This window comes from Aquimarina sp. MMG015 (assembly GCF_018100855.1).
Classification (GTDB): Bacteria; Bacteroidota; Bacteroidia; order Flavobacteriales; family Flavobacteriaceae; genus Aquimarina; species Aquimarina latercula.
The window spans coordinates 81,030-106,369 of the sequence record NZ_JAGJEB010000014.1; the positions used below are offsets into that span (position 1 = coordinate 81,030).

Here is a 25,340-nt window from a genome sequence, read left to right on the forward strand (position 1 = left end):
ACTTGAAGTTCTCCTTTATCCAAATATGATATGTTGATATAATAATTACATCTTTACATCAGATAATTTTACTTCATTAGCATCTTTATCTAACATTACTACTTCGTCAAAACCAGCATTTTTAAATTGTTCAAACTGAGTAGCAGCGTCTCCTATAACTAAATATGCCATTTTAGACTCATCCAGATATTTGTTAGCCAGTGCTTTATGCTGTTCTAGAGTCATTCCTTCAATAATTGACTCTTCTTTAGCTATATAATCAGCAGGAAGGTCATATCTTCCCATTTCTTGTAATATTCCTAATAATGCGAATTGAGTTTCGAATTTACGTGCATTTGATTTAATTAAAGCATTTTTAGTAAATGTCAAATCTTCTTCAGAAATACCACTTTTATATTTTTCGATTTCATCTTTAAATATTTTTACTGATTCAAAAGTGGTATTGGTACGTACACTAGAAGAAGCTGTAAATGTTCCTGGAATTTTACTCCCACTAAACCCTGATCTTGCACCATAAGTATATCCTTTTTCTTCTCTAAGAATTAGGTTAACGTTTCCGGAAAAAGATCCTCCTAACTTATAATTCATTACCGTAGCTGGGAAATAATCTTCATCTGTACGAGCCATAGATAAGTACCCAATATTGATAACTGATTGTTTTGCATTAGGAATATCTACAAAGTACAAAGATGCTTTATCTCTATTATTTACAATTTCATACTCAGGAATAGTAACTTCTTTACTTGCCCATTTACTCTCTAAGTTTTTAAGTGAAGCTATAGCCTTATCCTTATTTAAATCACCTACTATCTGAAATTTACTTACGGATGGAGAAAAATTATTTATATAAAACTGCTTTAAGTCATCAATAGTTATAGATTCTACCGAAGTTACTGTTCCACTAGTTGGATATGCAAACATGTGTTTATCTCCATACAATACCTTATTATAAACATTTCTTGCAACAACATTAGGGTTGGCAGCTGATCTTTTTATTCCATTAATAGTTTTAGTCTTAATTCTTGCGAATTCTTCCTCATCCCATCTAGGTTCTAATAAAATTTCTTCTACAAGGTTTATCGTTTTATCTAGATTACGTGCTAATGTATTTCCACTAATGATTATAGCTTCTCTTGTAGTATACATATTAATTGAAGCTCCTAACAATTCTATTTCTTCTTCTAACTGCTCTGGAGTTTTAGTTGCAGTTCCTTCCATCATTATGTCAGTCATAAGGTTTGCAACTCCAACCTTATCAAAAGAATCTAATAAATGACCTCCAGAAATCACTAAACTAAAATTCACTAAAGGAAGTTCATTTTGTTCCATTCCGTATACTTTCATTCCATTAGCTAATGTTGTATTCCAAGAAGATGGAATATTAAGCTTAGGAGACTCTCCTTCTTTAGGCGCTACAGATCTATCGAAAGCGGATGGTGTTTTTTCTATTTCTTCTTTTGTTTCTGCCACTGCGTTTTCTACATTCTCTTTGATTTCTTCTTCTACAACAGCAGCTTTTTCAGAATCATTGGCTGCTAAATCAACTTTCCCTTTAGGAACAAAGCTCGTAATAACATAAGGTTTTCCTTTAATGTACTTATTATATACTCTCAATACATCTTCTTTGGTAACCGCTTTGATATTTTCTATATCTTGGGTAATAAATCCAGGATCTCCAGCAAATACATTATACTGTGCTAACTGAAAAGATTTTCCTAAAACACTACTTATTCCATTATAAAACTGAGTCTCTAGACCGGCCTTTATTCTTTCAATATCCGTATCTGTGATTCCTTCTTCTTCAAATTTCTTAAACGCTTCAAAAACTCCAGCTTCGATATCTGCTAAGCTTTTTCCTTCATTAGCGGTAACATTAACTCTAAATTTACCAGCTATTTCCATAGAACGATTCCAAGCATTTGTATCCGATGTCAATTCTTTTTCTTTAACTAACACCTTATACAATGGAGCTTTTTTTCCTTCGGACAACAATTCTCCTAAAAAATCTAAAGCATATGCATCATCTGTATATTGTTCTACAGTTGGCCATACCATATTAAGTTGAGCAGTTGTAGCAAAATTATCTTCATGCATAAACCTCTTTGTCCCTGACAAAGTTACATTCTGAACTTTTAGTTTTTCTACTGGTTGTCTTTTTTTGATTTCACCAAAATACTTTTCAATCATTGCCTTAGCATCAGCTGTTTCAAAATCACCTGCTAATACCAGTGTGGCATTATTTGGACCATAATACTTATCATAAAACTCCTTTACATCTTCTACCGTAGCATTCTGAAGATCTACTAACTCCCCTATCACTTGCCAATTATAAGGATGACCTTCTGGAAAAATATTTTTATCAATTACCCAACTTGTATGACCATAAGGGTTATTATCAACTCGCTGTCTTTTTTCATTTTGAACTACCTCTTGTTGATTATTAAAAGCACTTTCGGTAACTGTATTAATCAAGAATCCCATTCTATCAGATTCTAACCACATTACTGTTTCCATTGCATTTTTAGGAACCACTTCGTAATATATAGTCCCATCTTGCCAAGTGCCTCCATTAAGAGTTCCTCCTACATCCTGAATCTTTTTGAAAAACTGATCCTGAGGTACATTTTCCGATTCTTGGAATAGCATATGTTCAAATAAATGAGCAAACCCTGTTCTTCCTGTTTTTTCTCGATTAGATCCTACACCATATTGTATAGCAACCGAAACAATAGGATCTGATTTGTCTTGATGTAAAACAACCTGAAGGCCATTTTCTAATTCGTACTTTTCAAAATCGATTGATAATTTACCAACTTCCTCTTTTTCTGGTAGCGTTTCTGTTGTTTCTTTTTTACAAGAAATCACAGAAACAAATAAAAAGGATAATGCTACAAGAAGCGCCCTAGATATTCGAGTTTTCATGTTTTATTTTTTTGATTAAGGTTTAAAAATAGTTTAACGAATTGAGTATTTACATTGATATATTATTAAAAAAAAGTTAAAAAGACTCTTTTTTATTCAACAAAGTCCATTTATGTTTCAAAATTTTAAGATTTATTTAATTTTATTATCAAATAGTATCACAATGATGATACCCCATTATTTTATATATATAAGATTAGTTTCTTTGTTATATTAAATTTCAAAAGTAATGCCTTATCTATCAGAAATTACCCTACTCATAATGTAAAAAAACTTCTGCCTATCCAATAAAATTTAACCCAACCACCCATCACGATCTAAACTTCGATACTGTATTGCTTCAGAAATATGATCTCCATTAATTGATTGAGAACCCTCTAAATCTGCGATAGTTCTAGAAACCTTTAATATTCTATCATACGCTCTAGCCGAAAGGTTTAATCTTTCCATAGCGGTTTTTAATAATTCTTTTGAAGCATCATCTAATTGACAATAAACTCTTAATTGTCTCACACCCATCTGGGCGTTATAATGAATGTTTTTTAAACCTAGAAACCTTTTTGTTTGTATATCTCTAGCTTTAATAACACGTTGTCTTATCATAACACTACTCTCACCTCTTCTTTCTTCACTTAATTTATCAAAAGGAACCGGAGTAACTTCGATATGAATATCAATTCGATCCAATAAAGGTCCAGAAATTTTACTAAGGTATCGTTGCATTTCTGCAGGAGAAGAAGTCACTGGCGCATCGGGATCATTAAAATACCCTCCAGGACTTGGGTTCATACTCGCTACTAACATAAAGCTGGATGGGTAAGTCACAGTAAACTTAGCTCTAGAAATTGTTACTTCTCTATCCTCTAATGGTTGACGCATAACTTCTAATACATCTCGTTTAAATTCAGGAAGTTCATCCAAAAACAAAACACCATTATGTGACAAAGAAATCTCACCAGGTTGCGGATAACTACCTCCACCAACTAAAGCAACATTAGATATTGTATGATGAGGACTACGAAAAGGACGTTGTGCCATTAATCCAACATTATCTTTTATTCTTCCAACAACACTATGAATTTTCGTCGTTTCTAATGCTTCTTGAAGAGACATTGGAGGCAATATGCTTGGTAACCTCTTACTCAACATTGTTTTTCCACTACCTGGAGGTCCAACTAAAATAATATTATGACCACCTGCAGCAGCAATCTCCATGCATCTTTTTATACTCTCTTGCCCTTTTACATCCGCAAAATCAAACTCTGGATTATCTAGTTCTTTATAAAATTCTTCTCTAGTATCCACAACGGTTTGATTCAAAGTTCCTTTTCCATCGAAAAAATCTATAACTTCTTTAATATTTGCTACACCATAAACTTCCAAATTATCCACTATTGCCGCTTCTTTTGCATTTTGAGTAGGTAAAATAAATCCTTTAAACCCTTCTTCTCTAGCTTTAATAGCAATAGGCAAAGCTCCCTTTATAGGTTGAAGACTTCCGTCTAACGATAATTCTCCCATTATTAAATAATCAGAAATATGTTCTCCCTTAATTTGAGAACTGGCAGCCAGTATACCCAAAGCTAATGTTAGGTCATATGCTGATCCCTCTTTCCTAAGATCTGCGGGAGCCATATTAATGGTAATCTTCTTACCTGGAAGTTTATAATTATTATTCTGTAGTGCAGCTGCAATTCGAAAACTACTTTCTTTAATAGCATTGTCAGGCAATCCTACTAGATGATATCCAATCCCTTTATCTATATTAACTTCTACAGTTATTGTCGTAGCCTCAACACCGAAAACGGCACTTCCAAAGACCTTAATAAGCATATTCTTTTTTTAAATTATAACTAGAATATCTCCTTATGTGATACCATCGCTATAAGTATATGTCATTTCCGATCTATATGTTACTGGCAAATCACTATTTTTTTCAAAAAATTTTAAAAACTTGTTATAAAAAGGGATTACAGATTAGATCTGTATTAATTATTACACCCTATAAATACTATTGTTTAGGACTTACGAAAAGGCAATATTTAATTAGTAGTTGTAAGGAATTTTACCACCCAAAATATAGAAACTCACAATCAACAAAAAAACAGAAAATAATCAGTCCTATTAAAATTGATGCGTTGATACGAATTACTTTAAAATAAAAACAACTTAATAAAAGTAAAGGTAACAACCGAATAAAAAACAAACAAAACAATTTCTAGACGATATTTTTCTACGATTCTCTTTAACATTGGAAGTGGTTTAAGTTTATTGGTTTATATATAAAACAGCTAATTATCTTTCTACCCTATATTTATTAAAAAAATCCCAACCTGGTTAATTGTTGGGATTAAATAAAAAAATAATAATCTTTATAAAAGTAAAATTTTATTGTCTTGAAAAAACAATACAAATACTGCGTTTTTCCTTTTACTTAAGACTCATCATATTACATAACAAACAATTTAGAGAACTGCTTCCTGATGAGAAAGAAACAACCTCTCATTTAAAAACCTAAGGGTAGGAATTTTATCTTTAGTTTCTACAAGAATAGATATATTATTATTACTCCCGCCATAAGAAATCATTCTAACAGGTATATAATTAAGGATTTCAAAAAGTTTATGAGAATTTTTATCGTTAATTACAGATTCTCCAACAATACAAATAATACTATGATTCTGTTCAACCGTAACCTCTGCATACCCCTCTATTTCTTTTACTATTTCATCAATGTGAGTAACATCATCAATCGTTAAAGAAATTGCTATTTCTGATGTAGTAATCATATCAATGGATGTATGATAATTATCAAAAACTTCGAAAATCCTTCTAAGATATCCGTGTGCCATCAACATTCTATTTGATTTAATTTTAATGGCTGTTATTCCATCTTTCGCAGAAATGGCTTTTAATCCTTTTCTATATGTTTTATTAGAAATTACTGTTCCAGCTGCCTTAGGATCGAACGTATTTTTTAATAATACAGGAATATCTTTATCTACAACTGGAGAAACTGTTTGTGGATGTAAAATTTTAGCTCCAAAATATGCTAATTCCGCAGCTTCATTATATGTAAGATGAGCAATTGGGTTTGTACCTTCTACATATCTAGGATCATTATTATGTAACCCATCGATATCTGTCCATATTTGAATCTCACTGGCATTTAGTGCAGCACCTATAATAGTAGCGGTATAATCGCTACCTCCTCTTTTAAGCGTACTAATTTGATGTAAATGATCTCTACAAACAAATCCCTGCGTTATATATATATTAGAAGTTTCATTGCTTTCCAGAACTTCATTTAATTTCTGAGAGACCTTTTTAATATTTGGATTATCCACATTATCAACACACATAAAATCCTTTGCCGAAATTAATTGATTGGTAACTCCAATAGTACTCAAAAAGTTCGAGAAAATATAGGTTAACAATGTCTCACCAAAAGTAAGAACCCTAGCATTTAACACTTCTGTATATTCCTGGTTAGACAACTCTAACATTTCTGTTATCATTGAAGAAATTCCATCCTTAAGACTATTTTTTAGCATTAAGTCATCTACTAAGGTATCAACTACCTCTAAATGTTTATTCTCTAATCTATGAAGATTTCTAGTAATACCTTCTGCATCTTTTAGTTTTATATATGCTACTAAATTTACCAACTGATCAGTAACTCCAGACATCGCAGAACATACAACGATCTTTTGGTCATTATCACTTATAAGTATATCCTTAACTTTATACAAATTCTCTACAGACCCAACAGATGTTCCTCCAAACTTTAAAATCTTCATAGCAATTTTTATTTTTTACAATGCATAATTAGACAATAGAGCATAAAGAATAAATATTTTGATAAAAAAAGTATATATTTACACAATATGTTAAATATCTAACAGAATGAAAACTATTACAGATTGTGTTCACAATATACTGAGGCATCAGCCATTTTTGGAAGACGCACTATCACGAGATATTATTAATTTTAGTTCACTCGCTACCGATCTATTGCCGCAAGTAGAAAAAGAAATGAGAAAACCCGTAAAGTCAGGTTCCATTGTAATGGCTTTACGAAGATATCATCCTAAAAGAATTAAACATTCAGAAAATCTTGGAAGCTTAGGCGATATTGTGGTAAGGTCAGGAATTACAGAATATGCTTTTCTAAACTCTAATACAATTCTTACCAGTCAATCTAATCTATTAAATACTGTGAAAGATAAATCAAAAACCTATTTCACATATTCTAGTAATTTCCAAGAAAGTAATATACTTGTTTCTTCATCCCTTAAGTCAGTGGTTGAAGATCATTTTAAGGATGAAACATGTATATCCGTCAAAGATGATTTATCTTCTATGTCTATTGCTCTTCCTGATGATAGTTCTAGATCGATTGGATTATATTTCTATATATTTAAGCTTTTAGCATATGAAGGAATTCCAGTTTTTGAAATTATATCGACTTCTAATTACTTCACTCTTTTTTTAGAAAAAGAATATGTAAATGATGCATTTCTTTTAATGAATGAAATAAAAGAAAATTAAAAATCTTCAATAAAAAAAGCCCTGATATCATCAGGGCTTTTCATTTATTTTTATTTGTTTACCAAATATTCACTCTCTTCTCCGGCTCTAAATACATTTTATCTCCTTGTTTAATATCGAAAGCATCATAAAATGCTTGAACATTTAACAATGGTTGAATTGCTCTAGTAGTTCCAGGAGAATGTGGATCTGTCTTAATTTGCGTTCTTAACGCATCTTCTCTAACCTTCGTTCTCCAAACAGTAGCCCAAGACATAAAAAATCGTTGTTCTGGAGTAAATCCATCAATATCCTCAGGTCGCCCATTTTCTGCTAAATGCATCTGTAATCCATCATAAGCTCCCAATACACCTCCAAGATCTCCTATATTCTCTCCAAGAGTAAACTTACCATTGATATATACACTATCTAACACTTCGATTGCGCTATATTGTTCAGCAAGAGCATCACCTCTTTCGGTAAATTTCTTAAGATCATCTTCTGTCCACCAATTAGATAAATTTCCATCTGCATCAAAACGAGCACCAGAATCATCAAAAGCATGAGAAATTTCATGACCAATAACAGCTCCAATCCCTCCATAATTTACAGCTTCATCAGCAGTATAGTTATAAAATGGAGGTTGTAATATTGCCGCAGGAAAAACAATCTCGTTATTAAGAGGATTAAAATAAGCATTAACTGTTTGTGGAGACATTCCCCATTTAGTTTTATCTACTGGTTCTCCAATATCATCAAATTGTCTATCCTGAGCCCATTTGCTAACAGCTGCCATATTATCAAAATAAGATTTATCCGCAGAAACTGTCATCTTAGAATAATCTTCCCACTTATCTGGATATCCAATCTTAACTGTAAATTTATCAAGTTTTTCTATTGCCTTTACCTTTGTGGTATCACTCATCCAATCCAATCGCTCAATTCTAGCCTTAAAAGCTGTGATAACATTAGCAATCATTTTTTCTGCCTTTTCTTTTGCTTCAGGCGGAAACTTTTCGTCAACATATAACTGACCTAATGCTTCTCCTACTGTTCCATTAACAGTTGCTAAAGCACGCTCATCAGCCGGTCTTTGCTCTTTCTGACCTCTTAAATATTTACTGTAAAATTCCCAGTTTGCTTTTTCTATATCAGTTGATAAAAGACCTGTAGCGCTATTAAAGGTATCCCATCTTACAAGTGTTTTGATATCTTCTATAGGTGTATTTTTAAAAAAACCATCTAAAGACTTTGTATATCTCAAATGAGCAACTATAATAGTATCGAATTTTTTAGTTACACCAAGATCCGAGATCATTTTATTTAAATCCAAAGTTGACAACATTTTATCCGCTTCTGCAAGCGTTCTTGGATTATTATAATTACGAGCGTCTCTACTCTCTTCTTTATTTAGTCTTGGTTCTGCAAGTTGAGTTTCCATCTTTAGGATCTTATCTGCCGCAATTTTTGCATCAGCCTCAGTATCTCCTAACATCCCAAGCATTCTTACAATATGCTTTTTATACTCTTCGCGAATTTCTTTTGATTTTGAGTCCTGATCTAAATAATAATCTCTATCTGGCAAACCAAGGCCATTTTGACCAAGATATACTGCATTCATAGCACTATTATTAAGATCTGCCTGTACTCCCAATCCAATAAAAGGTGAAGAAACTGAAGGATTTTTTGCCAATACTGTTTGAAGATCTTCTAGATTATTAATAGACGCAATAGCATCTAATGCTGGTTGAAGTGGTTTTACTCCTGCAGCATTTCTAGCTGTAATATCTAATTTAGTATCGAAAATTGCTAAAGCCTTAGCTTGATCAGTATCTGCACTATATTTTCCACTCTTTTTTGCTTTAGCCAAGATTTCTAAAACATCATTATCCGTAGATTTTCTTAATACACCAAAACCACCCCAGCTAGTTCTATCTTCCGGAATTTCTGTATTCTTCATCCAACTACCATTAACGAAGTTATAAAAATCTTCCTTTGGACTAACGGTGGGGTCCATATTGTCCAAAACGATACCTGGAACTTTTTCAACTTCGGCCACAGCCTCGGTTTCCTTTTCTTCCTCTTTTTTGGTTTCATTCTTGCAACTGACAAATGCAATGACGAATGCAGCCAAAAAATACACTTTTCTCATTTTTGTATTCATTTTATTAATAAATTAAGTTTAGTTCTTTGGAATAAGACGTAAAAATTGAGGATTCGTTACTCATATCCAATCTTGCAAGTTAGGCAAATTGTAAAAATACAGGAAGCTCTTTTTAAAAATTTAACTAATCAAAAACAAAAACAAAACCATTAAACCGTTGAAAAACAATGCTTAAACCGTAAGTTATATTATCTTATTAACAAAAAATTAGCTACAAAACATCATTAATAATGATCATTATTTTTTAGAATTAAGTCTGTAAATATTGGTTTTAAAAATTAAATACAGGAAATTATTTAAGTAGTCGTGTATCAAAACTAAAAGGTTCAATCTCTATTAGCTTTACCAAATTAAAATCTGGATGTAATGGATTAATAAGAAGATTCTGCTCTCTTGGTACTATAATACTGGGAACTTTTAATCCTAAATTTATATTTTCCGATATCCAATTTAAAGCAAAATGTTGAATTCCTGTAGAAGGTGGTATTTTATTCCAATCTTTTGGTAATTCTTTAATATCTATTGTAGAAATTCTATCATCCGGTAGTTCGATGGTGGCTATAGCCATATCATCCGGAAAATATGCAGCTGGTAAATGTGCTAGAACTTCCAAAACAGAAAGAGCCGCAGTAGTACTTGTATATAGGACAGCAACCCCTTTTGGGTTCCATCTGCCTCCAACGGTTTTAGCTCCAATACCGGTAAGGTCTTTTATATACTTTTGTTTAGCAATTCTATATACCAACATTATGCAAAAATTCCATGCTCTATACGAATTAACTCTTCGTTTAATAACTGAAATCCAAAAGTGGTATCAAGAAGTTCTTTGGGTTTTTTAGTTGCTAACGCAACATTTGGATGTTCCATCCACCGTTTAAAACGATCTAAGTCTCCAAAAATATTCTCTCCCCTCGCATAAAGTTTTGCCAATTGCAAAGCTTTTGAACTTGCTTCGGTACTTAACTTTTTATTGAGCTCATAACGCTGTATCGTGCGCTCCGACAAATGCAACACATGGGCCAACTCACTCAAATCAAAATCTATCGTTTTAGCAAGATGTAATAATGCTCGCTTATCAATACCATTACGAGATAGTTCAATAAAATCATAAACATTGTGCAAAGGAATATCAATATTTAGGTACCTCAATAACCCTTTACTTTCTAAACCATCATAATCTAACGGTGATACTGCGCTCATAACCAAAAGAATTTTTTACATTGACAAATGTACAAAAAAAAACGACAATTGACTTGCTTATTGTGTAATTAAATCCAAATCCACTTTTACTGAATCTAATCTAGCTTCCATAGACCTAATTGCTACGGTAGATAAATATCTCCCTAGCGGCAGTACTGGCCTTATAAAAAGTTCTTCTTTATTAATATCTCTTGCTAACAAATTAATGGAGGAAGGCATAATTTCTGTTTGTTTTAAACTAATTACATAATCATCTCCCAATTTTTCCATAACCTCTTTTGTATGACCATATCTAACATTTTTAAGAGTTGTTAATGGGGCTGAAAGTTGGGTGCTTGTTTTCGCTATTTTTAGTTCTTCTTCATTAGTGATAATCAACTGTTTAATTTTCACTTTCTTTCTCAACAAAGGAAAAGAATCATTTAATACTTTCTTAAGCACTTCTTCAACACCAATAGATACTCTCCCTCCAATATTATCATAATATCCTGCATCTGCATATTGATCAGAAATGAATATATCCTTTTGTGTCCTATTCCTAACTTCTCCAACAGGAGTAATAAATGGAAAGCTTGCATTAATCCTCATCGCAGTCGAAAGTGCAATGGAATTATTAGGGTAACTAGACTGTATAGTACTTAAAAAATCATTCATTCCCGTGAATTCTTTTACTTGAGAGTATTCTACTGGGCTAATAATATTATAATTTCCTGTTTGCGTATGTGTAGTATTGACAAACAATAAAGGTGGTATTTTTTGAGAAATCAAATCCATGGTATCACCGGTAAAAATATTATCGTAAAAAGATAGAAACTCTTTATCTATAATACTCCTACCTTTAGAATCCAAAAAGTATTTTTCATGAGCTTGGTTCCAATGTTCTTCTAATAATTGCCCTCTATTTTTAAATTTAAATAAACTAGTGACTTCCTTAAATAAATCGCGTCCTAATAAAGACAACAATGCTACCGATAAATAATTTTCCTTGTAAATACCACTGGCTTTATACTTTACAATAGGTTTATGAGCATTCTCATCAATTTTAAAGCTTGATTTTTTTCCTTCTAAACTGGTATTTCTAGCTTCTGCAAAAAACATGGAATTACCAACACCACCGCCAGAAGCTCCTGTTAATGAAAGTAAATGTTTTTCAAAATAATCCCCTTTTGTGTTTTCATATAAATAACTATGTACTAAAAAAGCCCAAAGTCCCGCTCTCGACCCTCCTCCTTCAGCAGAAACCATAATAATTGGAAAAGTAGTTTCACTATCATTAATGATGTTCTCCCTACTCTTTAACCAATAATATATATAAGTATCTAATGAAGGTCTATCAACATTTGTTTCCATCAAATTAAGTTGATAATGATCCGAAGTGTCTGAAAAAAACTTGGCAGAGAAAATACAAAAGACCGTTACAATTGATAATAAAGGAAGGCGTATTTTTTTCCCGATCAAAATCAATATAAAACAAATCATGAAAAGACTTAAAAGCGAAAGAATTAAAACGGATAATGGATTTATTCCGGTTACCAGACTAGGATAAAAATTAAATAATAGAAATGTCATTAACATAATGAACCCAGACATTAGAATAAAAGTATAAAAGAACTTTTTAGGAAAATGCTTTAAGAACTTATAACTATTAAATGACAAAGTAAAAAACAACAGTACCAATGCACTATTAGAAAGAAAAAGATTCCCTAAATCTTTCTCTGTCTGAGTATTTAGTGTTCCCAATGATATAATTAAAATCATTAATCCAATAGAAACTATAAAAATAAAAACTTTAGTTTTAGCACTTCGATTTAGAAAATCCTTTAGCACCTTGTATAGTTTAGGTTCAGACAATAACAATAGCAAAAAAACAATCAAGACTAATGTATTTGTAGGATTTAAAAATTCCGTATATGTGTTTTCTAAACCAAATAACTCCATTGCATTAAGAATACTCAATGCAGATATGGCTAATAATAAAATTGCTAAAATTCTTGGTAATGTTTTTCTCATATGAATTCTAGTCATGTAAGCATAACTAGCAGATTCACTTCTATCCTGAAATTTATAATGTTGATTAGGAATAAACCCTATGAGATTAGTATGAGTAATGTCTTTATAATTGTGAAAATAAAAATACTTAGGAGCGTTCCAAATTAAAAATGCAGCAATAATAAGTAGCGTAAAATATAATGGAACTTCTAGTAAAAAAGCATCTGCTTGATTTAGAATTAATAATAAATCTACTGTCTGCGGAAAGTGCCATAAAGCTAAATAAACAGACCCAATAAAAAAAAGACTGATTATATTATTAGAAAGTTCTCTTAGTAGGTTTTTAAACCAAATATTAAAGCCTTGGGAAAATAATAATAGTTTGATCATCATTATAATCAAATTTAAAATTAAATATCCTTAAATCATATACTAATATTTAAAAATAAACTTAAAAAAAACGGGGTCTATCATTTTACAGCGAAAATCACTAAAAGCAATAAATTGGAAATCAATTTGTTAATAAACCTTTAAAATTTAACATTTGTCTAAACACCAGTGTTTATGGGTTAAATGAGAATTTTTGCAAAATCTATGGTAATAAAATCAATATTTAAATGCGAAAAATTACGGTTTTAACATAAAAAGTTGTATCTTGTCGTTGATTATGTGTTTTACAACGATTAAAACACTTGATTAGTAAGAAAAGACTTACTTTTTTAATTGCAGTTTAACCCAAAAACTGAACCTTATGAAAAAATTATTACCCCTATTAACATTACTTTTCGCAAGTGTTGCATTTGCGAATGTAAAAATTGACATTTCTTATAAATTAATGTCAGTGACTGAGAACACCATAATTAATGGTTTAGACGAGAATACCGAAGAAGGTGTTATTTTTATAACAGAAAGTTTACATATCGAAAACGGTGCAAGAATTAAAATCAGAAATGCGTGCTTAATTATATTAGGAGATATTTCTGGAAGCGGAATTCTTGACGTAGACGAATCAGCAACAGTTACTTTAGAAGGAGAGAAAAAAGGACGAGTTACCTTTATCGATAGATTTCTAGCGGATTCAACTTGTCAACAGAGTACTGGTTTAGAAACATTTAAAGACATTAAAGAAGTTCCCCAAGGTCTTAACTATAGTCTTTATACACTAACAGGTAGATTATTAGATCACGGTATAATTGATGATTACATTCATAATTATAGAGATCCAAAAACATACTTCATCAAAATTGAAGGTTACAAACTAAAAAAAATCGTTTTTAAAGGTTAAATCAATCATAAAAAGTAAGGTTTTATGATAGCACGGTATTTATTGCCGTGCTTTTTTTATGCGTTATAAAATTTAGGTTACCTCCAAACAAAGCAATATTTTTGATATAAAATAATTTTAAAATGATTTCTGTATCAAAAGCATTGTCCATAATCTCTGAAGTACTTTATACTCCTAAAACAAAAACCGTTTTATTAAAAGATACTAATGGATTAAGGCTTAGCAAAAATATTCCCACTCCCATAGATATGCCACCATTCCGTCAATCAGCGATGGATGGATACGCCTTGTTACTTCATGATAAAAACACCTATCAAATTATTGGTGAAGTAAAAGCAGGTGATGCAGATGATTATTCATTATTGCCAGGACAAGGAGTTCGCATTTTTACAGGTGCAAGAGTTCCTGATAATGCAAATACTATAGTAATACAAGAAAAGGTAATAAGATCAGAAAACACTATTACCATAAATGAAGAAATACACCAAAACCAAAATATTAGAGCCACTGGAGAACAGATAAAAAAAGGAGATATTGCATTAGAAAAAGGAACAAAAATATCTCCTGCTGGTATTGGATTTTTAGCAGGATTAGGGATTACTGATTTGGAAGTTTTTATTCCCCCAAGCGTAGCGATAATAACAACTGGAAATGAATTAATAGCGCCTGGACAAAAATTACAACAAGGAAAAATCTATGAAAGTAATTCTGTTCAACTACAAGCTGTTCTAGAGCAATTTCAAATAAAAGAAATTAATAAATATATTGTTCAGGATGAATATGAAAGTACAAAAGAAACAATCAGGCAAGCTATTGAAAACAATGATTTAGTATTAATCAGTGGAGGAATTTCTGTAGGTGATTATGATTTTGTAAAAGAAGCTTTATCCGAACTTGGCACCGAAGAATTATTTTATAAAATCAAACAAAAACCTGGTAAACCATTGTTTTTTGGAAAAAATAAGGAAACATTCATTTTTGCTTTACCCGGTAATCCTGCATCCTCTCTTACTTGCTTTTATATTTATGTAATTACTATTATTCAAAAAATAATGGGTGATTCCTCTTCTGATGGTCTTAAAAGGACTATGAAATCTTTAACAAAAGATTTTATCAAAAAAGGAGATCGGGCACAGTTTTTAAAAGCTAAAGTTTCTAATGAAACTGTAGAAATTCTAGATGGTCAAAGTTCTGCCATGTTATATTCCTATGCTGTAGCAAATGCTTTAGTTTTTATTCCAGAAAATATTAGTAAAGTTGATAAAGATTCTTTGGTAGAAACTATTTTGTTACCTGATTAATTTTATGTTTTCAAAAAAGAACACAACTATAATTTCAATTTACCTTATCAAACTCTTTCTATTTTGAATAAATCATAAAAATTTCTGAAAGAGTGTATTCTTTATTTTTTTCGTTATATCTTGCAGGAAACAACGGCTAGCATGTACCACATAAAAAGCAGGATATGGATCGAAGGTGAGAAGGGTGTTTTTCTTGGAGAAGGAAGAATTAAAATTCTAAAAGCCATAAAAACTGAAGGTTCTCTCTCTAAAGCTGCAAAATCTCTTGGGATGTCGTATAAGAAAGCTTGGAATTTAGTTGATTCCATTAATAAAAATGCTTCTACTCCTGTTGTGATTACAAATACAGGGGGAAGCGGTGGTGGTGGTACGGAAATAACTGAATACGGCCTAAAAATGATTAATGCATTCGAAAACATAAATAAAAATTGCTGGGATTTCTTAGATCAACAACTAAAAGAGCTACAATTATGAGTTCTCTAAAAGGTTTAGACATAACAGGTATTATACTAGCTGGTGGTAAGAGTAGTAGAATGGGAGAAGATAAAGGTTTAAAACTGCACAAAGGAAAACCTTTTATAGCTCATATTCTAAAGGCACTAGAATCAATTACAGACAAAATTCTAATCATTACTAATAATCCAGCTTATACTATTTTTGGTTATCCGTGTATTTCGGATATAATTCCTGATTTAGGACCTGTTGGAGGGATCTATACTGGATTAACACATACTAGAACAAAACAGAATTTAGTACTTAGTTGTGATGTTCCTTTTGTTAATCATATGGTTCTAGATAAATTAATTTCAGCGTATGAACCTAATTTTGATATAATCACTTTCCAAGATATTCCATTGATTACGTTATATAATGAATCTGTTATTAATACTTTTCTAGAAAGTATTAATAAAAAACGTTTAAGCCTAAGAAAAACACTATCTACACTAAAAGTAAAAAGTATTCCTATAGAAGATACTATAGCTCCGTACGTAAAAAACATAAATACACAGCAACAATATAAACAGGCAACGCAATGGAATTAAAGATTTTATATTTCGGGATGATTGCTGAAGCTACTAATTGCAAAGAAGAAATTATTTCTTTAGAAAAAGGTAGCAAAGTAGATCAATTAGAAAATTTACTGAAAAACAAATATCAAAAATTGCAAGGATTATCATTTAAAATTGCGATTGATAAAGAAATTAAGTCAAATAATACACTACTTAGCTCCACAAGTGAGATAGCATTATTACCTCCGTTTTCTGGTGGTTAAAAAAAGTAATACATGGAAAAAAGAAAAACTGTTTTTGTAGAAGGACCGATACGTCCAAGTTTTATAGCAAACTCTATCGAAAAACATCAAACTAAGACAACCATTGGTGCTCACGATATTTTTTTAGGTCAAGTACGAGCAGATGAGATTGACGGTAATACTGTACAAGCGATTGAATATTCTGCATATAAGGATATGGCCGAAGAAAAATTTCACGAAATACGTGAAGCTACTTTTGATAAATATGATCTTACCTGTATGCATATTTATCATAGTTTAGGAAAAGTAAAAGCTGGCGAAATTTGTCTTTTTGTATTTGTATCTTCTCCGCATAGAAGAGCAGCTTTTGAAGCATTGGAGTTTTTAGTAGAAGAAATAAAAAAAGATGTCCCTGTATTTGGAAAAGAAATTTTTGAAGACGAAACCCATGTTTGGAAAGTAAATAATTAAGAATGGTAGACATCACACATAAAAATAATACTCTTCGTACTGCAGTAGCTCAAGCCATTGTTAAAGTCGGAAATTCCAAAACCATAGAAGCCATTATCTCTAAAAGTATTCCTAAAGGAGATGTTTTTGAAATGGCTAAAACTGCAGGTTTATTTGCTGTTAAAAGAACCAGCGATATGATTCCTGATTGTCATCCCTTACCTATTGAATACACTAGTATAGATTATAAAATTAATAATCTAGAAATTGTTATAGAAATGACGGTAAAAACCATTTATAAAACAGGTGTAGAAGTTGAAGCAATGCATGGAGTATCTGTAGTAGCTCTCACAATGTATGATATGCTCAAGCCCGTTGACAAAAATGTAGAAATCCGGCATATCAAATTGCTTAAAAAACGAGGAGGAAAATCCAGTTACAAAGATAACGGAGAGCCTTTTAAAGCTGGAGTTGTTGTATGTTCCGACTCAATTTCTGAGGGTCATAAAGAAGATAAAGCAGGTAAAGCAATTATAGAAAAATTAGAAGAGTGTGGGGTTACTATTAGCACATATACAATAATCCCAGACGAGATAAATGAAATACAACAGCAAGTAAAGCAATTAAGAGAAAATGATCTTATCATTTTTACTGGTGGTACCGGATTATCACCGCGGGATGTAACACCAGAAGCACTGCTTCCTTTAGTAGAACGTAGAATTCCTGGAATAGAAGAAGCAATCCGAACTTATGGTCAAAATCGGATGCCATATGCTATGCTTTCTAGAAGTGTTGCCGGTGTGATTGGAGAATCATTAATACTTGCATTACCAGGATCAACAAATGGAGCAAAAGAATCTATGGAAGCTATTTTCCCTGCTGTATTGCATACCTTTCGAATATTAAAAGGAGCTAAACACGATGGAAACTAATCTTAATTGAAAGTGGATATAAATAATCAGAACATATTAACAGACAATCTCGGTCGAAAACACACATATCTTAGAATTTCTTTGACAGAAAAATGTAATCTAAGATGTACCTATTGCATGCCTGCTAATGGAATACCATTGAGACCGAAAGAACATCTAATGACATCAGATGAAATCCATACAATTGCAAAAGAATTTGTTAATATTGGTGTTACTAAGATTAGGTTAACCGGCGGAGAACCAATGGTAAGAAAAGACTTCCCTTTAATTTTAGAAAATCTAGCCGCACTCCCAGTAGAGATTGGAATTACTACCAATGGGATATTAGCAGATCGTTTTCTTCCATTACTAAAAGAAAACAATGTTACTACAATTACTATAAGTATCGACTCACTGCATAAAGATAAGTTTGAGAAGATTACCCGCCGAAATGAATTCGATAAAGTCTGGAATACCATTCAACTTTTTCAAAAGGAAGGTTTTCATGTTAAACTAAATATTGTTTTAATAAAAAATTTCAATGAAGACGAAATCATTGATTTTATTAATCTAACAAAGAATCAAAATCTTACTATTCGATTTATTGAATTCATGCCTTTTGATGGTAATCAATGGAATATGGATAAATTAGTGACACAGCAAGAGATATTGGACAAAGTACATTATACTTTCCCGTTGCAACTGAAAAGATTAACAGACTCACCTAATGACACTGCTAGAAATTATAAAATTGATGGGCATTTAGGTAGTTTTGCTATTATAAGTTCTGTTACGAATCCTTTTTGCGATACGTGTAATAGAATACGCATTACAGCAGATGGGAAACTAAAAAACTGTTTATTTTCTAATAATGAGTTTTCCTTATTAAAACCACTTAGGGCTAATCAATCAATACTTCCTGCGATACGATCTGCTTTACAGCATAAATTTGCTTCTAGAGGAGGAATGGATACTTCTGATAAACTAGAAAACCCTGAACTTCATTCTCAAAATAGAAGCATGATTAGTATCGGCGGCTAGTAATCGAAAAAAACAGATATTATTCATTTACAAAAAAACCACTATATTTAGCATATATCCCAGTAAGGCCCCAAAATAACCTTATCGGATCATTAACTAACGTAAGATCGTAGTCAAAAAACCATCTATGAATCAAAAATCATGGTTAAAATCTGAAGCCGCAAAATATACCTTTTACGGAATGTTATTCGGACTAATGTTTCCGATTGTTGCTACCAGTATAGATATTTCTAAATTAGGTTTAGAGTTTTCATTGGAATCTATCCTATTCGTACAAAAAAAACACCCGATACATTATATAATAGATACCGCACCCATATTTCTAGGACTTTTTGCTATGTTTGGTGGACGTAATTTAGATAAACTGAAAGGTACAAATAAGCAGATTCTTCAAGCCTCAAAATTTAAACAAGATTTTTTAGCTAATATGAGTCATGAAATCAGGACTCCTATGGTTGGAGTTATTGGTATGATTGATTTACTTTTCAAAAACACAAAATTAGATGATTTACAGAAGGAGTATGTAAGTACTATCCACCAATCCTCACAGAATTTATTAGATATTCTAAATCAAATTCTGGATTTATCCAAAATGGAGGCAGGAAAATTTTCTTTATCCCCAAAAGGTATTAATCTTAAAAAATTAATACATCAAAATATTGACCTATTCCTTGCTAATAGCAAAGCGAAAGGTATTGATTTAATTTCTGAATATCCGGACACATTACCAGAACAAATTTATGCCGATGATAATAGATTAAAACAAGTGATTTCTAATCTAATTGGTAATGCTATTAAATTTACCAATAAAGGTACCATTACCGTAAAGTCTTCGTTGGTTTCTAAAAAAAATGACGAATTAACCTTTAAGATAGAAGTTATAGATTCTGGAATTGGTATAAGCAAAGAGGACCAAAAATCATTATTTAACAGATTTAGCCAAGTACATAATGAAGCTATTCTTGTGGGTGAAGGAACTGGGTTAGGATTAACAATAAGCAAAAAGTTAGTCGACCTAATGAATGGTAAACTAGGAGTGCAAAGCGAAATCGGAAAAGGAAGTAACTTCTGGTTCACTTTTAAAACAAAAATATCTAACGCTGTTATACCATCTACGGAGAAAGCTTTTGATAAAAGTAATGATCAAAAATTTAATCTTCATGCTTTACTAGTAGAAGATTCAGAAACAAACATTATCGTTTCTAAACAAATACTTAAATATTTGGGATGTACTGCTGATGTTGCTAAAACAGGTAGAAAAGCAATAGAAATGTTTGAAGAAGACACATACGATCTTATTCTTATGGATATCAACTTGCCAGAACTAGATGGCGTAGAAACCTGTAAACTAATCCGACAAGGATATAAAAAAGTACCTCCTGTAATTGCCATTACTTCTAACGCATTACCAGGAGACGCAGAACGATTTATTGCAAAAGGGTTAGATGATTATATCACCAAACCTTTTACTACAGAGATATTAAATATAAAGCTCAAAAATTGGTTTGGTGATCATAGTGGATATCACTAACACATTTATTCATATTCTTTTTCAACAAGAGAATTACTCATTAACCGAATCCTTTTTTAATGATAATTAACTGAAATTTATCACTTTGCAATTAACAAAACTAGTACCTACAAACTCATAATTAGCTCATTTTTAACTATTGTACATTAAAATTCACTCGTAAATTTAGTATATTGTATACTTTACATTTTACCTCAAAAATTTAAGAATTATAGTATTAACTGAACGAATATGATATGAATAAAAAAAGTACTTTTTTAAGTAAAAATGGTTTTACCTTTTTACTTAGTATATTTTTAATTATTGGGTATTCTAATAGTCTTCAGGCGTTTAGCTTTTTTCAAGACACTGGCATCCCAAACGAAACAAACTACAATGAATATAAAGGATTTGTAGTAGATAAAACTGATAATGAGCCTTTAGTTTCTGCAACAGTTTCTCTTAACGGAACTAACATTTCGACCATTACAAATAGCGAAGGTGAATTTTTGCTAAAAGTTCCAAAAAGTAATGCCAGTGCCAATATTACTATTTCATTCTTAGGGTATAAAGACAAAATAGTATCATTGTCAACACTAAAAGGTAGTAAAACAAAAATCCAACTATCTGCATCAATCACAGAACTTACAGAAATAAATATTGACCCTAGAAATCCAGAAGCTCTTATTAAAGCAGTAATGAAAAAACGTGGTGCTAATTACCAAAGTGATAATACAATTATGACAGCTTTTTACAGAGAAACTATAAAAAGGAGACGAACGTATGTTTCGCTTTCCGAAGCGGTTGTAGATGTATATAAAAAGCCTTATGCATCTGATAAAAATGATGTTATTAAACTATACAAAGCCAGAAAAAGCGCTGATTACAAAAAGTTAGACACACTAACACTAAAGCTTCAAGGTGGACCATCAAGTACCTTATTCATTGATGTAATGAAAAATCCAGACCTTCTGTTTACAGAGGATATATTGAAAATTTATGAATTCAGCTTTGATAAATCCACTAAAATTAATGATCGCTATATTTATGTTCTTAAGTTTAAGCAAAGACCTTATATCAAAGATCTTTATTACTACGGAAAGTTATATATAGATTCAGAAACATTAGCATTAACAAAAGCTGTTTTTAGTCTTAAGTTAGATGACCGAGAAGAAGCAAGTAAATTATTTGTTAGAAAAAAACCTACCAGAGCCAAAGTGTACCCTACCGTTGCTACTTATAACATGAATTATAGAGAAAAGAATGGAAGGTGGTACTACGGATACGGTAAAATCGATTTAGTTTTTAAGGTAAACTGGAAAAAGAAGTTATTTAACTCTACCTATAAGCTTAATATAGAAATGGCTGTTACTGATTGGAAAAAGAATCCAGAGAACGAAAATTTACGGCCTAAAGATCGTTTAAAATCATCTGTAGTAATTAGTGATGAAGCCTCTGGTTTCTCTGACCCACAATTCTGGGGAGAGTATAATGTAATTGAACCAGAAAAGTCTATCGAATCCGCAATTCGAAAAATAAAGAAACAATTACGAAAATTAAATTAATATACTTTACACATACAATTTAGAAAAACAGGTGCTAACGAAACACCTGTTTTTTTTTAATCTATAAATAATCATTGCTCGTATGTAATTTCTTATTTTTACACCTCAGGGAAACGAGAAATTGTCACATTTTTTCTTAAGTGACGTCTTTAAAAATTGTATATCAAAATTTATCACATGAATCGCATTTGGTGCATTGTATTTTTAATTACTATATCTACTTCACTTTTTGCTCAAAAAACACTCACACCAGAAAAAGCGCAAGAAGATTTTAAAATCTTTGAAAACATATTAAAACAGGGACATCCTGCACTCTGTGAATATATTGATCAAGTAACACTAGATTCTATACTAAGTACTACAAAAGGATCTTTATCCGAAGATATTACAGATATTGAACTGTTTAAAAAAATGCAGCAAATTACTGATCAAATAAAAGATGGTCATCTATTACTATTTGCTCCTAATACATTAAACACTACACAATACTATTTTCCACTAATACTAAAAATTATACAGGCAGAGTTTTATATAGATACGGATGATTTTGATATACCGATTGGGTCAAAAGTAACTACTATCAACAAAACTCCTACTGCAACTATTTTAGAAGCCTTAAAAAAGTACGCGCCTACAGATGGATATAATTTTACTAGAAAGTATAGAGATATTGAATTAAAATTTGGTCTTTTTTATATGTATGAATATGGTGTACAAAAAGAATATTCAGTTGATTACATAACACCTAATGGCAGTAAAAAGACAATCACCTTAGCTGCAGAATCTTTTGTGAATTCCAAACACAGAAATATCAACCGTAACTCTTATTTTTCTAAATATCATAATGCTACAGATAAAGTTGCTTTTTTTTCAAAGCATGTTAATACCAAAGAACCTTTTGTTTACTATAGAGATGATCTAAAAACAGCTGTCTTGGTTGCTAACTCTTTTGGCGTAGATATTAGAGCGTTTAAATCACGATTAATAAAGCTCTTTAAAGAGATTAAGAAAAAAAAAGCAAAGCATCTAGTTATCGATATCCGAAATAATAATGGAGGTTTTAGGCCCAACTCAGTACATCTTTTCTCTTTTATCACAGATAAACTATACAAACAACGAACTAGTTCTTTTGTATCTTCTTTAGAAATCCCAGAACGTACATATGTAACTAGAACGTATGGAGAAAAAGAATTTTTAAAAGAAAAGTTTTACAACCATCCAAAATACGATGGCTGGAAACTAGATTTTGATGATTTAGAGACTATGATGGTACCTAACAAAAATAGATTTAAGGGCAAGGTGTATATGTTGGCAGGTGGCACTACATTTTCTGCTGGATCGGCACTTGCTTTATTAGCTAAAAACGACCCAGACATTCTTTTGGTTGGCGAAGAAACAGGTGGTGGTTACTACGCTCATACCGGACAGTTTCCTGTGTATTATGAATTACCTAATGCTAAGATTATTATGGTAATGTCTATGGAACGAATTACTCACTATGTAAAAGACAGTAGTCTACCCAAAGGTTCTGGTGTAATTCCTGATCGCACGATACTATTTTCTGTAGAGGATCTTATTAAAGGTAAGGATAGTCAACTTGATTATATTTTTAAATTAATAAAAGGGTAAAAAACTTCGACAAAGCAGTATAATAGTTTACTACCCTATCGAAGTCGGGAAAAACAAAATTAATATACCTGTTAAGCTAATGTAAGTTCGCCAGCAGTAGCATCTGCTAATGCATGACTCGCTTTTATCTTACCGCTTATTTTATTCTTTAGTTCAATTTTAGAATTAGAATAGTATCCAATTTCTATATCTTCTGTGGATTGCACTGAGTTAGAAACTCCTGCTTTAGACATAACACCACCGATTCCTAAACTCCAGAAATGGTGTTTCTTATATGTAGGATTATAGTTTACCGCTGTATTACCTATCAGATAAGCATTATATCTAATCCTTACTTTCATAACTCCTCTACTAGCAGAAAGTTCTGCTACTACAGATTCTCCAGGATCCAATTCTACACTTACTCCCGATGTAGAACCTACTGTAATTGATTTAGACTCTTGACCACCAACTCCCCATGATTGGCTATAAGATAATGAGGTTTCTCCTTCTGCTCCAGCTCCAAGAAATTTTACTCCATAACTAAACTTCTGACCAATAGTTAATGTACCTCCTGTACTCCAATTAGACGAAGTAGTATTGTTTAAAGATTCTGAGATGGCCACATTAAATGTCCCTTTTATACTACTGTTGTTTGTAAAATCTTGTGTTTTCACAATTACGGGTTCTGATGTAATTCCTAATATTTCTGCACTTTGCACTATCAAAACCATCTGCACCTGAGGCCAATTATATTTTTTATACAGATCTCCCCAAGGAGTTGGACTATGTAAGTACGCATCATTAGGAGATTTTCCAAAATACTTATTTACAGCATCTTTTAATTGTTTATCACCCAATTTAAAGGTTGTTCTTTCCTCATCGGTAATCACGTGTTGAACGGATCCACTTGCATTTACGCTTGATGCTGCTTTATCTTGACCAGCAACAATACTAATACTAATACCCATAATGATTAATTTAAGTTAAAATTGTTAGTACTTATTTTTTGTGTACACACAAACTAACTCAAAATCAACATAATATACTATAAGTATTTTCCCGTGTTTTGATAAAAAAAGATGTAAAATTCCCCAATTTATCAAAAAAACTGTTGAAACAAAATGATATTATATCAATGAGTCCAAAACCAACTCATAATCATACTGTAAATCTTCATGTAATGTTCGTATGGTCTTAGTAATACTATTGATTTGCCTATCATAGATATTGGTTAGCATTCTATTATTTTTAATAGAAGGACGTACCTTTTTTAACTCTACACAGAAATGTAATAATATTTCTACCTCTGTTTCTTTTTTACCAGAATACCGAATATACTTTTTACTAATACGTAGAATTTTTCGAACACTTTTTTTGATATAGTAATAGCTACTGGTATTAATCAACCCAAACTCTTTGGTAATTTCTTCTTGCACCGAAGCGATATAATTATCCTCCTCAGAAGCTTCATATAATAAATACGTAAGTAGCTCCTTATTTTCTTTTTTAAACTTAGATAATCGCAGACATAACGCTACCAATTCTTGTTGCGAACAATTGTTTAACTCTATTTTTAATTCTCTTACCGTAGCAGCTTTCATAAGAATAC

The 25,340-nt window shown here is 31.5% G+C and carries 21 protein-coding genes; 12 read left to right on the forward strand and 9 right to left on the reverse strand.

Features of this window, described 5'->3' with window-relative positions; all coding sequences use genetic code 11:
- Positions 1-45: 45 nt before the first annotated feature.
- The 3 genes from J8L88_RS20815 to J8L88_RS20825 form a co-directional block, all read right to left on the reverse strand.
- Positions 46-2,922 carry a pitrilysin family protein gene (locus tag J8L88_RS20815; protein ID WP_211061742.1) on the reverse strand — a complete coding sequence of 959 codons (2,877 nt, stop codon included), beginning with the start codon at positions 2,920-2,922 and terminating at the stop codon, positions 46-48.
- A gap of 294 nt (positions 2,923-3,216) precedes the next feature.
- The gene (locus tag J8L88_RS20820; protein ID WP_211061743.1) at positions 3,217-4,755 is read right to left on the reverse strand and encodes a YifB family Mg chelatase-like AAA ATPase; all 1,539 of its coding nucleotides are present in this window, start codon (positions 4,753-4,755) and stop codon (positions 3,217-3,219) included.
- 632 nt (positions 4,756-5,387) lie between these two features.
- Positions 5,388-6,722 carry an aspartate kinase gene (locus J8L88_RS20825; RefSeq protein WP_027393874.1) on the reverse strand — a complete coding sequence of 445 codons (1,335 nt, stop codon included), beginning with the start codon at positions 6,720-6,722 and terminating at the stop codon, positions 5,388-5,390.
- Between the two features lie 106 nt (positions 6,723-6,828).
- Here J8L88_RS20825 and J8L88_RS20830 point away from each other — a divergent pair, with 106 nt between their 5' ends.
- Positions 6,829-7,473 carry a hypothetical protein gene (locus J8L88_RS20830; protein WP_027393875.1) on the forward strand — a complete coding sequence of 215 codons (645 nt, stop codon included), beginning with the start codon at positions 6,829-6,831 and terminating at the stop codon, positions 7,471-7,473.
- A 58-nt stretch (positions 7,474-7,531) separates the two neighbouring features.
- On the opposite strand, the gene J8L88_RS20835 is transcribed toward J8L88_RS20830, so the two are convergent.
- From J8L88_RS20835 to J8L88_RS20850, 4 genes are all read right to left on the reverse strand, one after another.
- Positions 7,532-9,604, reverse strand: a complete 2,073-nt coding sequence (locus J8L88_RS20835) for a M13 family metallopeptidase (RefSeq protein ID WP_211061744.1) — start codon at positions 9,602-9,604, stop codon at positions 7,532-7,534.
- A gap of 304 nt (positions 9,605-9,908) precedes the next feature.
- The gene (locus J8L88_RS20840) at positions 9,909-10,364 is read right to left on the reverse strand and encodes an RES family NAD+ phosphorylase (RefSeq protein WP_027393877.1); all 456 of its coding nucleotides are present in this window, start codon (positions 10,362-10,364) and stop codon (positions 9,909-9,911) included.
- Positions 10,364-10,816 (reverse strand): antitoxin Xre/MbcA/ParS toxin-binding domain-containing protein, encoded by a 453-nt coding sequence (locus J8L88_RS20845; RefSeq protein ID WP_027393878.1) that lies wholly within the window; start codon positions 10,814-10,816, stop codon positions 10,364-10,366. Before J8L88_RS20845 ends, J8L88_RS20840 begins: the two co-directional genes overlap by 1 nt.
- A 57-nt stretch (positions 10,817-10,873) precedes the next feature.
- The gene (locus tag J8L88_RS20850) at positions 10,874-13,198 is read right to left on the reverse strand and encodes a hypothetical protein (RefSeq protein ID WP_211061745.1); all 2,325 of its coding nucleotides are present in this window, start codon (positions 13,196-13,198) and stop codon (positions 10,874-10,876) included.
- A gap of 358 nt (positions 13,199-13,556) precedes the next feature.
- Here J8L88_RS20850 and J8L88_RS20855 point away from each other — a divergent pair, with 358 nt between their 5' ends.
- The 11 genes from J8L88_RS20855 (at position 13,557) to J8L88_RS20905 (ending at position 23,749) form a co-directional block, all read left to right on the forward strand.
- The gene (locus J8L88_RS20855) at positions 13,557-14,090 is read left to right on the forward strand and encodes a hypothetical protein (protein ID WP_027393880.1); all 534 of its coding nucleotides are present in this window, start codon (positions 13,557-13,559) and stop codon (positions 14,088-14,090) included.
- Positions 14,091-14,212: 122 nt separating this feature from the next.
- Complete coding sequence (gene glp / locus J8L88_RS20860; protein ID WP_118386684.1) at positions 14,213-15,391, forward strand: gephyrin-like molybdotransferase Glp; 1,179 nt, start codon at positions 14,213-14,215, stop codon at positions 15,389-15,391.
- A 141-nt stretch (positions 15,392-15,532) separates the two neighbouring features.
- Complete coding sequence (locus J8L88_RS20865) at positions 15,533-15,865, forward strand: winged helix-turn-helix domain-containing protein (protein ID WP_027393882.1); 333 nt, start codon at positions 15,533-15,535, stop codon at positions 15,863-15,865.
- On the forward strand, positions 15,862-16,434 hold the full coding sequence (locus J8L88_RS20870) for a molybdenum cofactor guanylyltransferase (protein ID WP_118386685.1): 573 nt from the start codon (positions 15,862-15,864) through the stop codon (positions 16,432-16,434). Before J8L88_RS20865 ends, J8L88_RS20870 begins: the two co-directional genes overlap by 4 nt.
- On the forward strand, positions 16,425-16,664 hold the full coding sequence (locus J8L88_RS20875; protein ID WP_118386686.1) for a MoaD/ThiS family protein: 240 nt from the start codon (positions 16,425-16,427) through the stop codon (positions 16,662-16,664). The genes J8L88_RS20870 and J8L88_RS20875 overlap by 10 nt, the downstream gene beginning before the upstream one ends.
- A gap of 12 nt (positions 16,665-16,676) precedes the next feature.
- Positions 16,677-17,114 carry a molybdenum cofactor biosynthesis protein MoaE gene (locus tag J8L88_RS20880; protein ID WP_211061746.1) on the forward strand — a complete coding sequence of 146 codons (438 nt, stop codon included), beginning with the start codon at positions 16,677-16,679 and terminating at the stop codon, positions 17,112-17,114.
- Between the two features lie 2 nt (positions 17,115-17,116).
- Complete coding sequence (gene moaCB, locus J8L88_RS20885; protein WP_027393886.1) at positions 17,117-18,025, forward strand: bifunctional molybdenum cofactor biosynthesis protein MoaC/MoaB; 909 nt, start codon at positions 17,117-17,119, stop codon at positions 18,023-18,025.
- 12 nt (positions 18,026-18,037) lie between these two features.
- On the forward strand, positions 18,038-19,045 hold the full coding sequence (gene moaA / locus J8L88_RS20890; RefSeq protein WP_211061747.1) for a GTP 3',8-cyclase MoaA: 1,008 nt from the start codon (positions 18,038-18,040) through the stop codon (positions 19,043-19,045).
- Positions 19,046-19,172: 127 nt separating this feature from the next.
- Positions 19,173-20,576, forward strand: a complete 1,404-nt coding sequence (locus J8L88_RS20895) for an ATP-binding protein (RefSeq protein WP_211061748.1) — start codon at positions 19,173-19,175, stop codon at positions 20,574-20,576.
- A gap of 236 nt (positions 20,577-20,812) precedes the next feature.
- Complete coding sequence (locus J8L88_RS20900) at positions 20,813-22,120, forward strand: carboxypeptidase-like regulatory domain-containing protein (RefSeq protein WP_211061749.1); 1,308 nt, start codon at positions 20,813-20,815, stop codon at positions 22,118-22,120.
- Positions 22,121-22,297: 177 nt separating this feature from the next.
- Positions 22,298-23,749: a S41 family peptidase gene (locus J8L88_RS20905; RefSeq protein WP_211061750.1), complete on the forward strand. Its 1,452-nt coding sequence runs from the start codon at positions 22,298-22,300 to the stop codon at positions 23,747-23,749.
- A 71-nt stretch (positions 23,750-23,820) separates the two neighbouring features.
- Here J8L88_RS20905 and J8L88_RS20910 read toward each other — a convergent pair whose 3' ends face one another.
- Together J8L88_RS20910 and J8L88_RS20915 are read right to left on the reverse strand one after the other, a co-directional pair.
- Positions 23,821-24,699, reverse strand: a complete 879-nt coding sequence (locus tag J8L88_RS20910) for a hypothetical protein (RefSeq protein ID WP_211061751.1) — start codon at positions 24,697-24,699, stop codon at positions 23,821-23,823.
- 159 nt (positions 24,700-24,858) lie between these two features.
- The gene (locus tag J8L88_RS20915; protein WP_211061762.1) at positions 24,859-25,332 is read right to left on the reverse strand and encodes a hypothetical protein; all 474 of its coding nucleotides are present in this window, start codon (positions 25,330-25,332) and stop codon (positions 24,859-24,861) included.
- Positions 25,333-25,340: the final 8 nt, after the last annotated feature.

What these genes read in the sequence shown, in the direction of transcription:
- glp (WP_118386684.1), top strand. Translation starts at nt 14,213, where the DNA reads ATGATTTCTGTATCAAAAGCATTGTCCATAATCTCTGAAGTACTTTAT.
- J8L88_RS20835 (WP_211061744.1), bottom strand. Translation starts at nt 9,604, where the DNA reads ATGAGAAAAGTGTATTTTTTGGCTGCATTCGTCATTGCATTTGTCAGT.
- J8L88_RS20830 (WP_027393875.1), top strand. Translation starts at nt 6,829, where the DNA reads ATGAAAACTATTACAGATTGTGTTCACAATATACTGAGGCATCAGCCA.
- J8L88_RS20825 (WP_027393874.1), bottom strand. Translation starts at nt 6,722, where the DNA reads ATGAAGATTTTAAAGTTTGGAGGAACATCTGTTGGGTCTGTAGAGAAT.
- J8L88_RS20910 (WP_211061751.1), bottom strand. Translation starts at nt 24,699, where the DNA reads ATGGGTATTAGTATTAGTATTGTTGCTGGTCAAGATAAAGCAGCATCA.
- J8L88_RS20850 (WP_211061745.1), bottom strand. Translation starts at nt 13,198, where the DNA reads ATGATGATCAAACTATTATTATTTTCCCAAGGCTTTAATATTTGGTTT.
- J8L88_RS20845 (WP_027393878.1), bottom strand. Translation starts at nt 10,816, where the DNA reads ATGAGCGCAGTATCACCGTTAGATTATGATGGTTTAGAAAGTAAAGGG.
- J8L88_RS20915 (WP_211061762.1), bottom strand. Translation starts at nt 25,332, where the DNA reads ATGAAAGCTGCTACGGTAAGAGAATTAAAAATAGAGTTAAACAATTGT.
- J8L88_RS20905 (WP_211061750.1), top strand. Translation starts at nt 22,298, where the DNA reads ATGAATCGCATTTGGTGCATTGTATTTTTAATTACTATATCTACTTCA.
- J8L88_RS20870 (WP_118386685.1), top strand. Translation starts at nt 15,862, where the DNA reads ATGAGTTCTCTAAAAGGTTTAGACATAACAGGTATTATACTAGCTGGT.
- J8L88_RS20865 (WP_027393882.1), top strand. Translation starts at nt 15,533, where the DNA reads ATGTACCACATAAAAAGCAGGATATGGATCGAAGGTGAGAAGGGTGTT.
- J8L88_RS20895 (WP_211061748.1), top strand. Translation starts at nt 19,173, where the DNA reads ATGAATCAAAAATCATGGTTAAAATCTGAAGCCGCAAAATATACCTTT.
- J8L88_RS20875 (WP_118386686.1), top strand. Translation starts at nt 16,425, where the DNA reads ATGGAATTAAAGATTTTATATTTCGGGATGATTGCTGAAGCTACTAAT.
- J8L88_RS20820 (WP_211061743.1), bottom strand. Translation starts at nt 4,755, where the DNA reads ATGCTTATTAAGGTCTTTGGAAGTGCCGTTTTCGGTGTTGAGGCTACG.
- moaCB (WP_027393886.1), top strand. Translation starts at nt 17,117, where the DNA reads ATGGTAGACATCACACATAAAAATAATACTCTTCGTACTGCAGTAGCT.
- J8L88_RS20880 (WP_211061746.1), top strand. Translation starts at nt 16,677, where the DNA reads ATGGAAAAAAGAAAAACTGTTTTTGTAGAAGGACCGATACGTCCAAGT.
- J8L88_RS20815 (WP_211061742.1), bottom strand. Translation starts at nt 2,922, where the DNA reads ATGAAAACTCGAATATCTAGGGCGCTTCTTGTAGCATTATCCTTTTTA.
- J8L88_RS20900 (WP_211061749.1), top strand. Translation starts at nt 20,813, where the DNA reads ATGAATAAAAAAAGTACTTTTTTAAGTAAAAATGGTTTTACCTTTTTA.
- J8L88_RS20855 (WP_027393880.1), top strand. Translation starts at nt 13,557, where the DNA reads ATGAAAAAATTATTACCCCTATTAACATTACTTTTCGCAAGTGTTGCA.
- J8L88_RS20840 (WP_027393877.1), bottom strand. Translation starts at nt 10,364, where the DNA reads ATGTTGGTATATAGAATTGCTAAACAAAAGTATATAAAAGACCTTACC.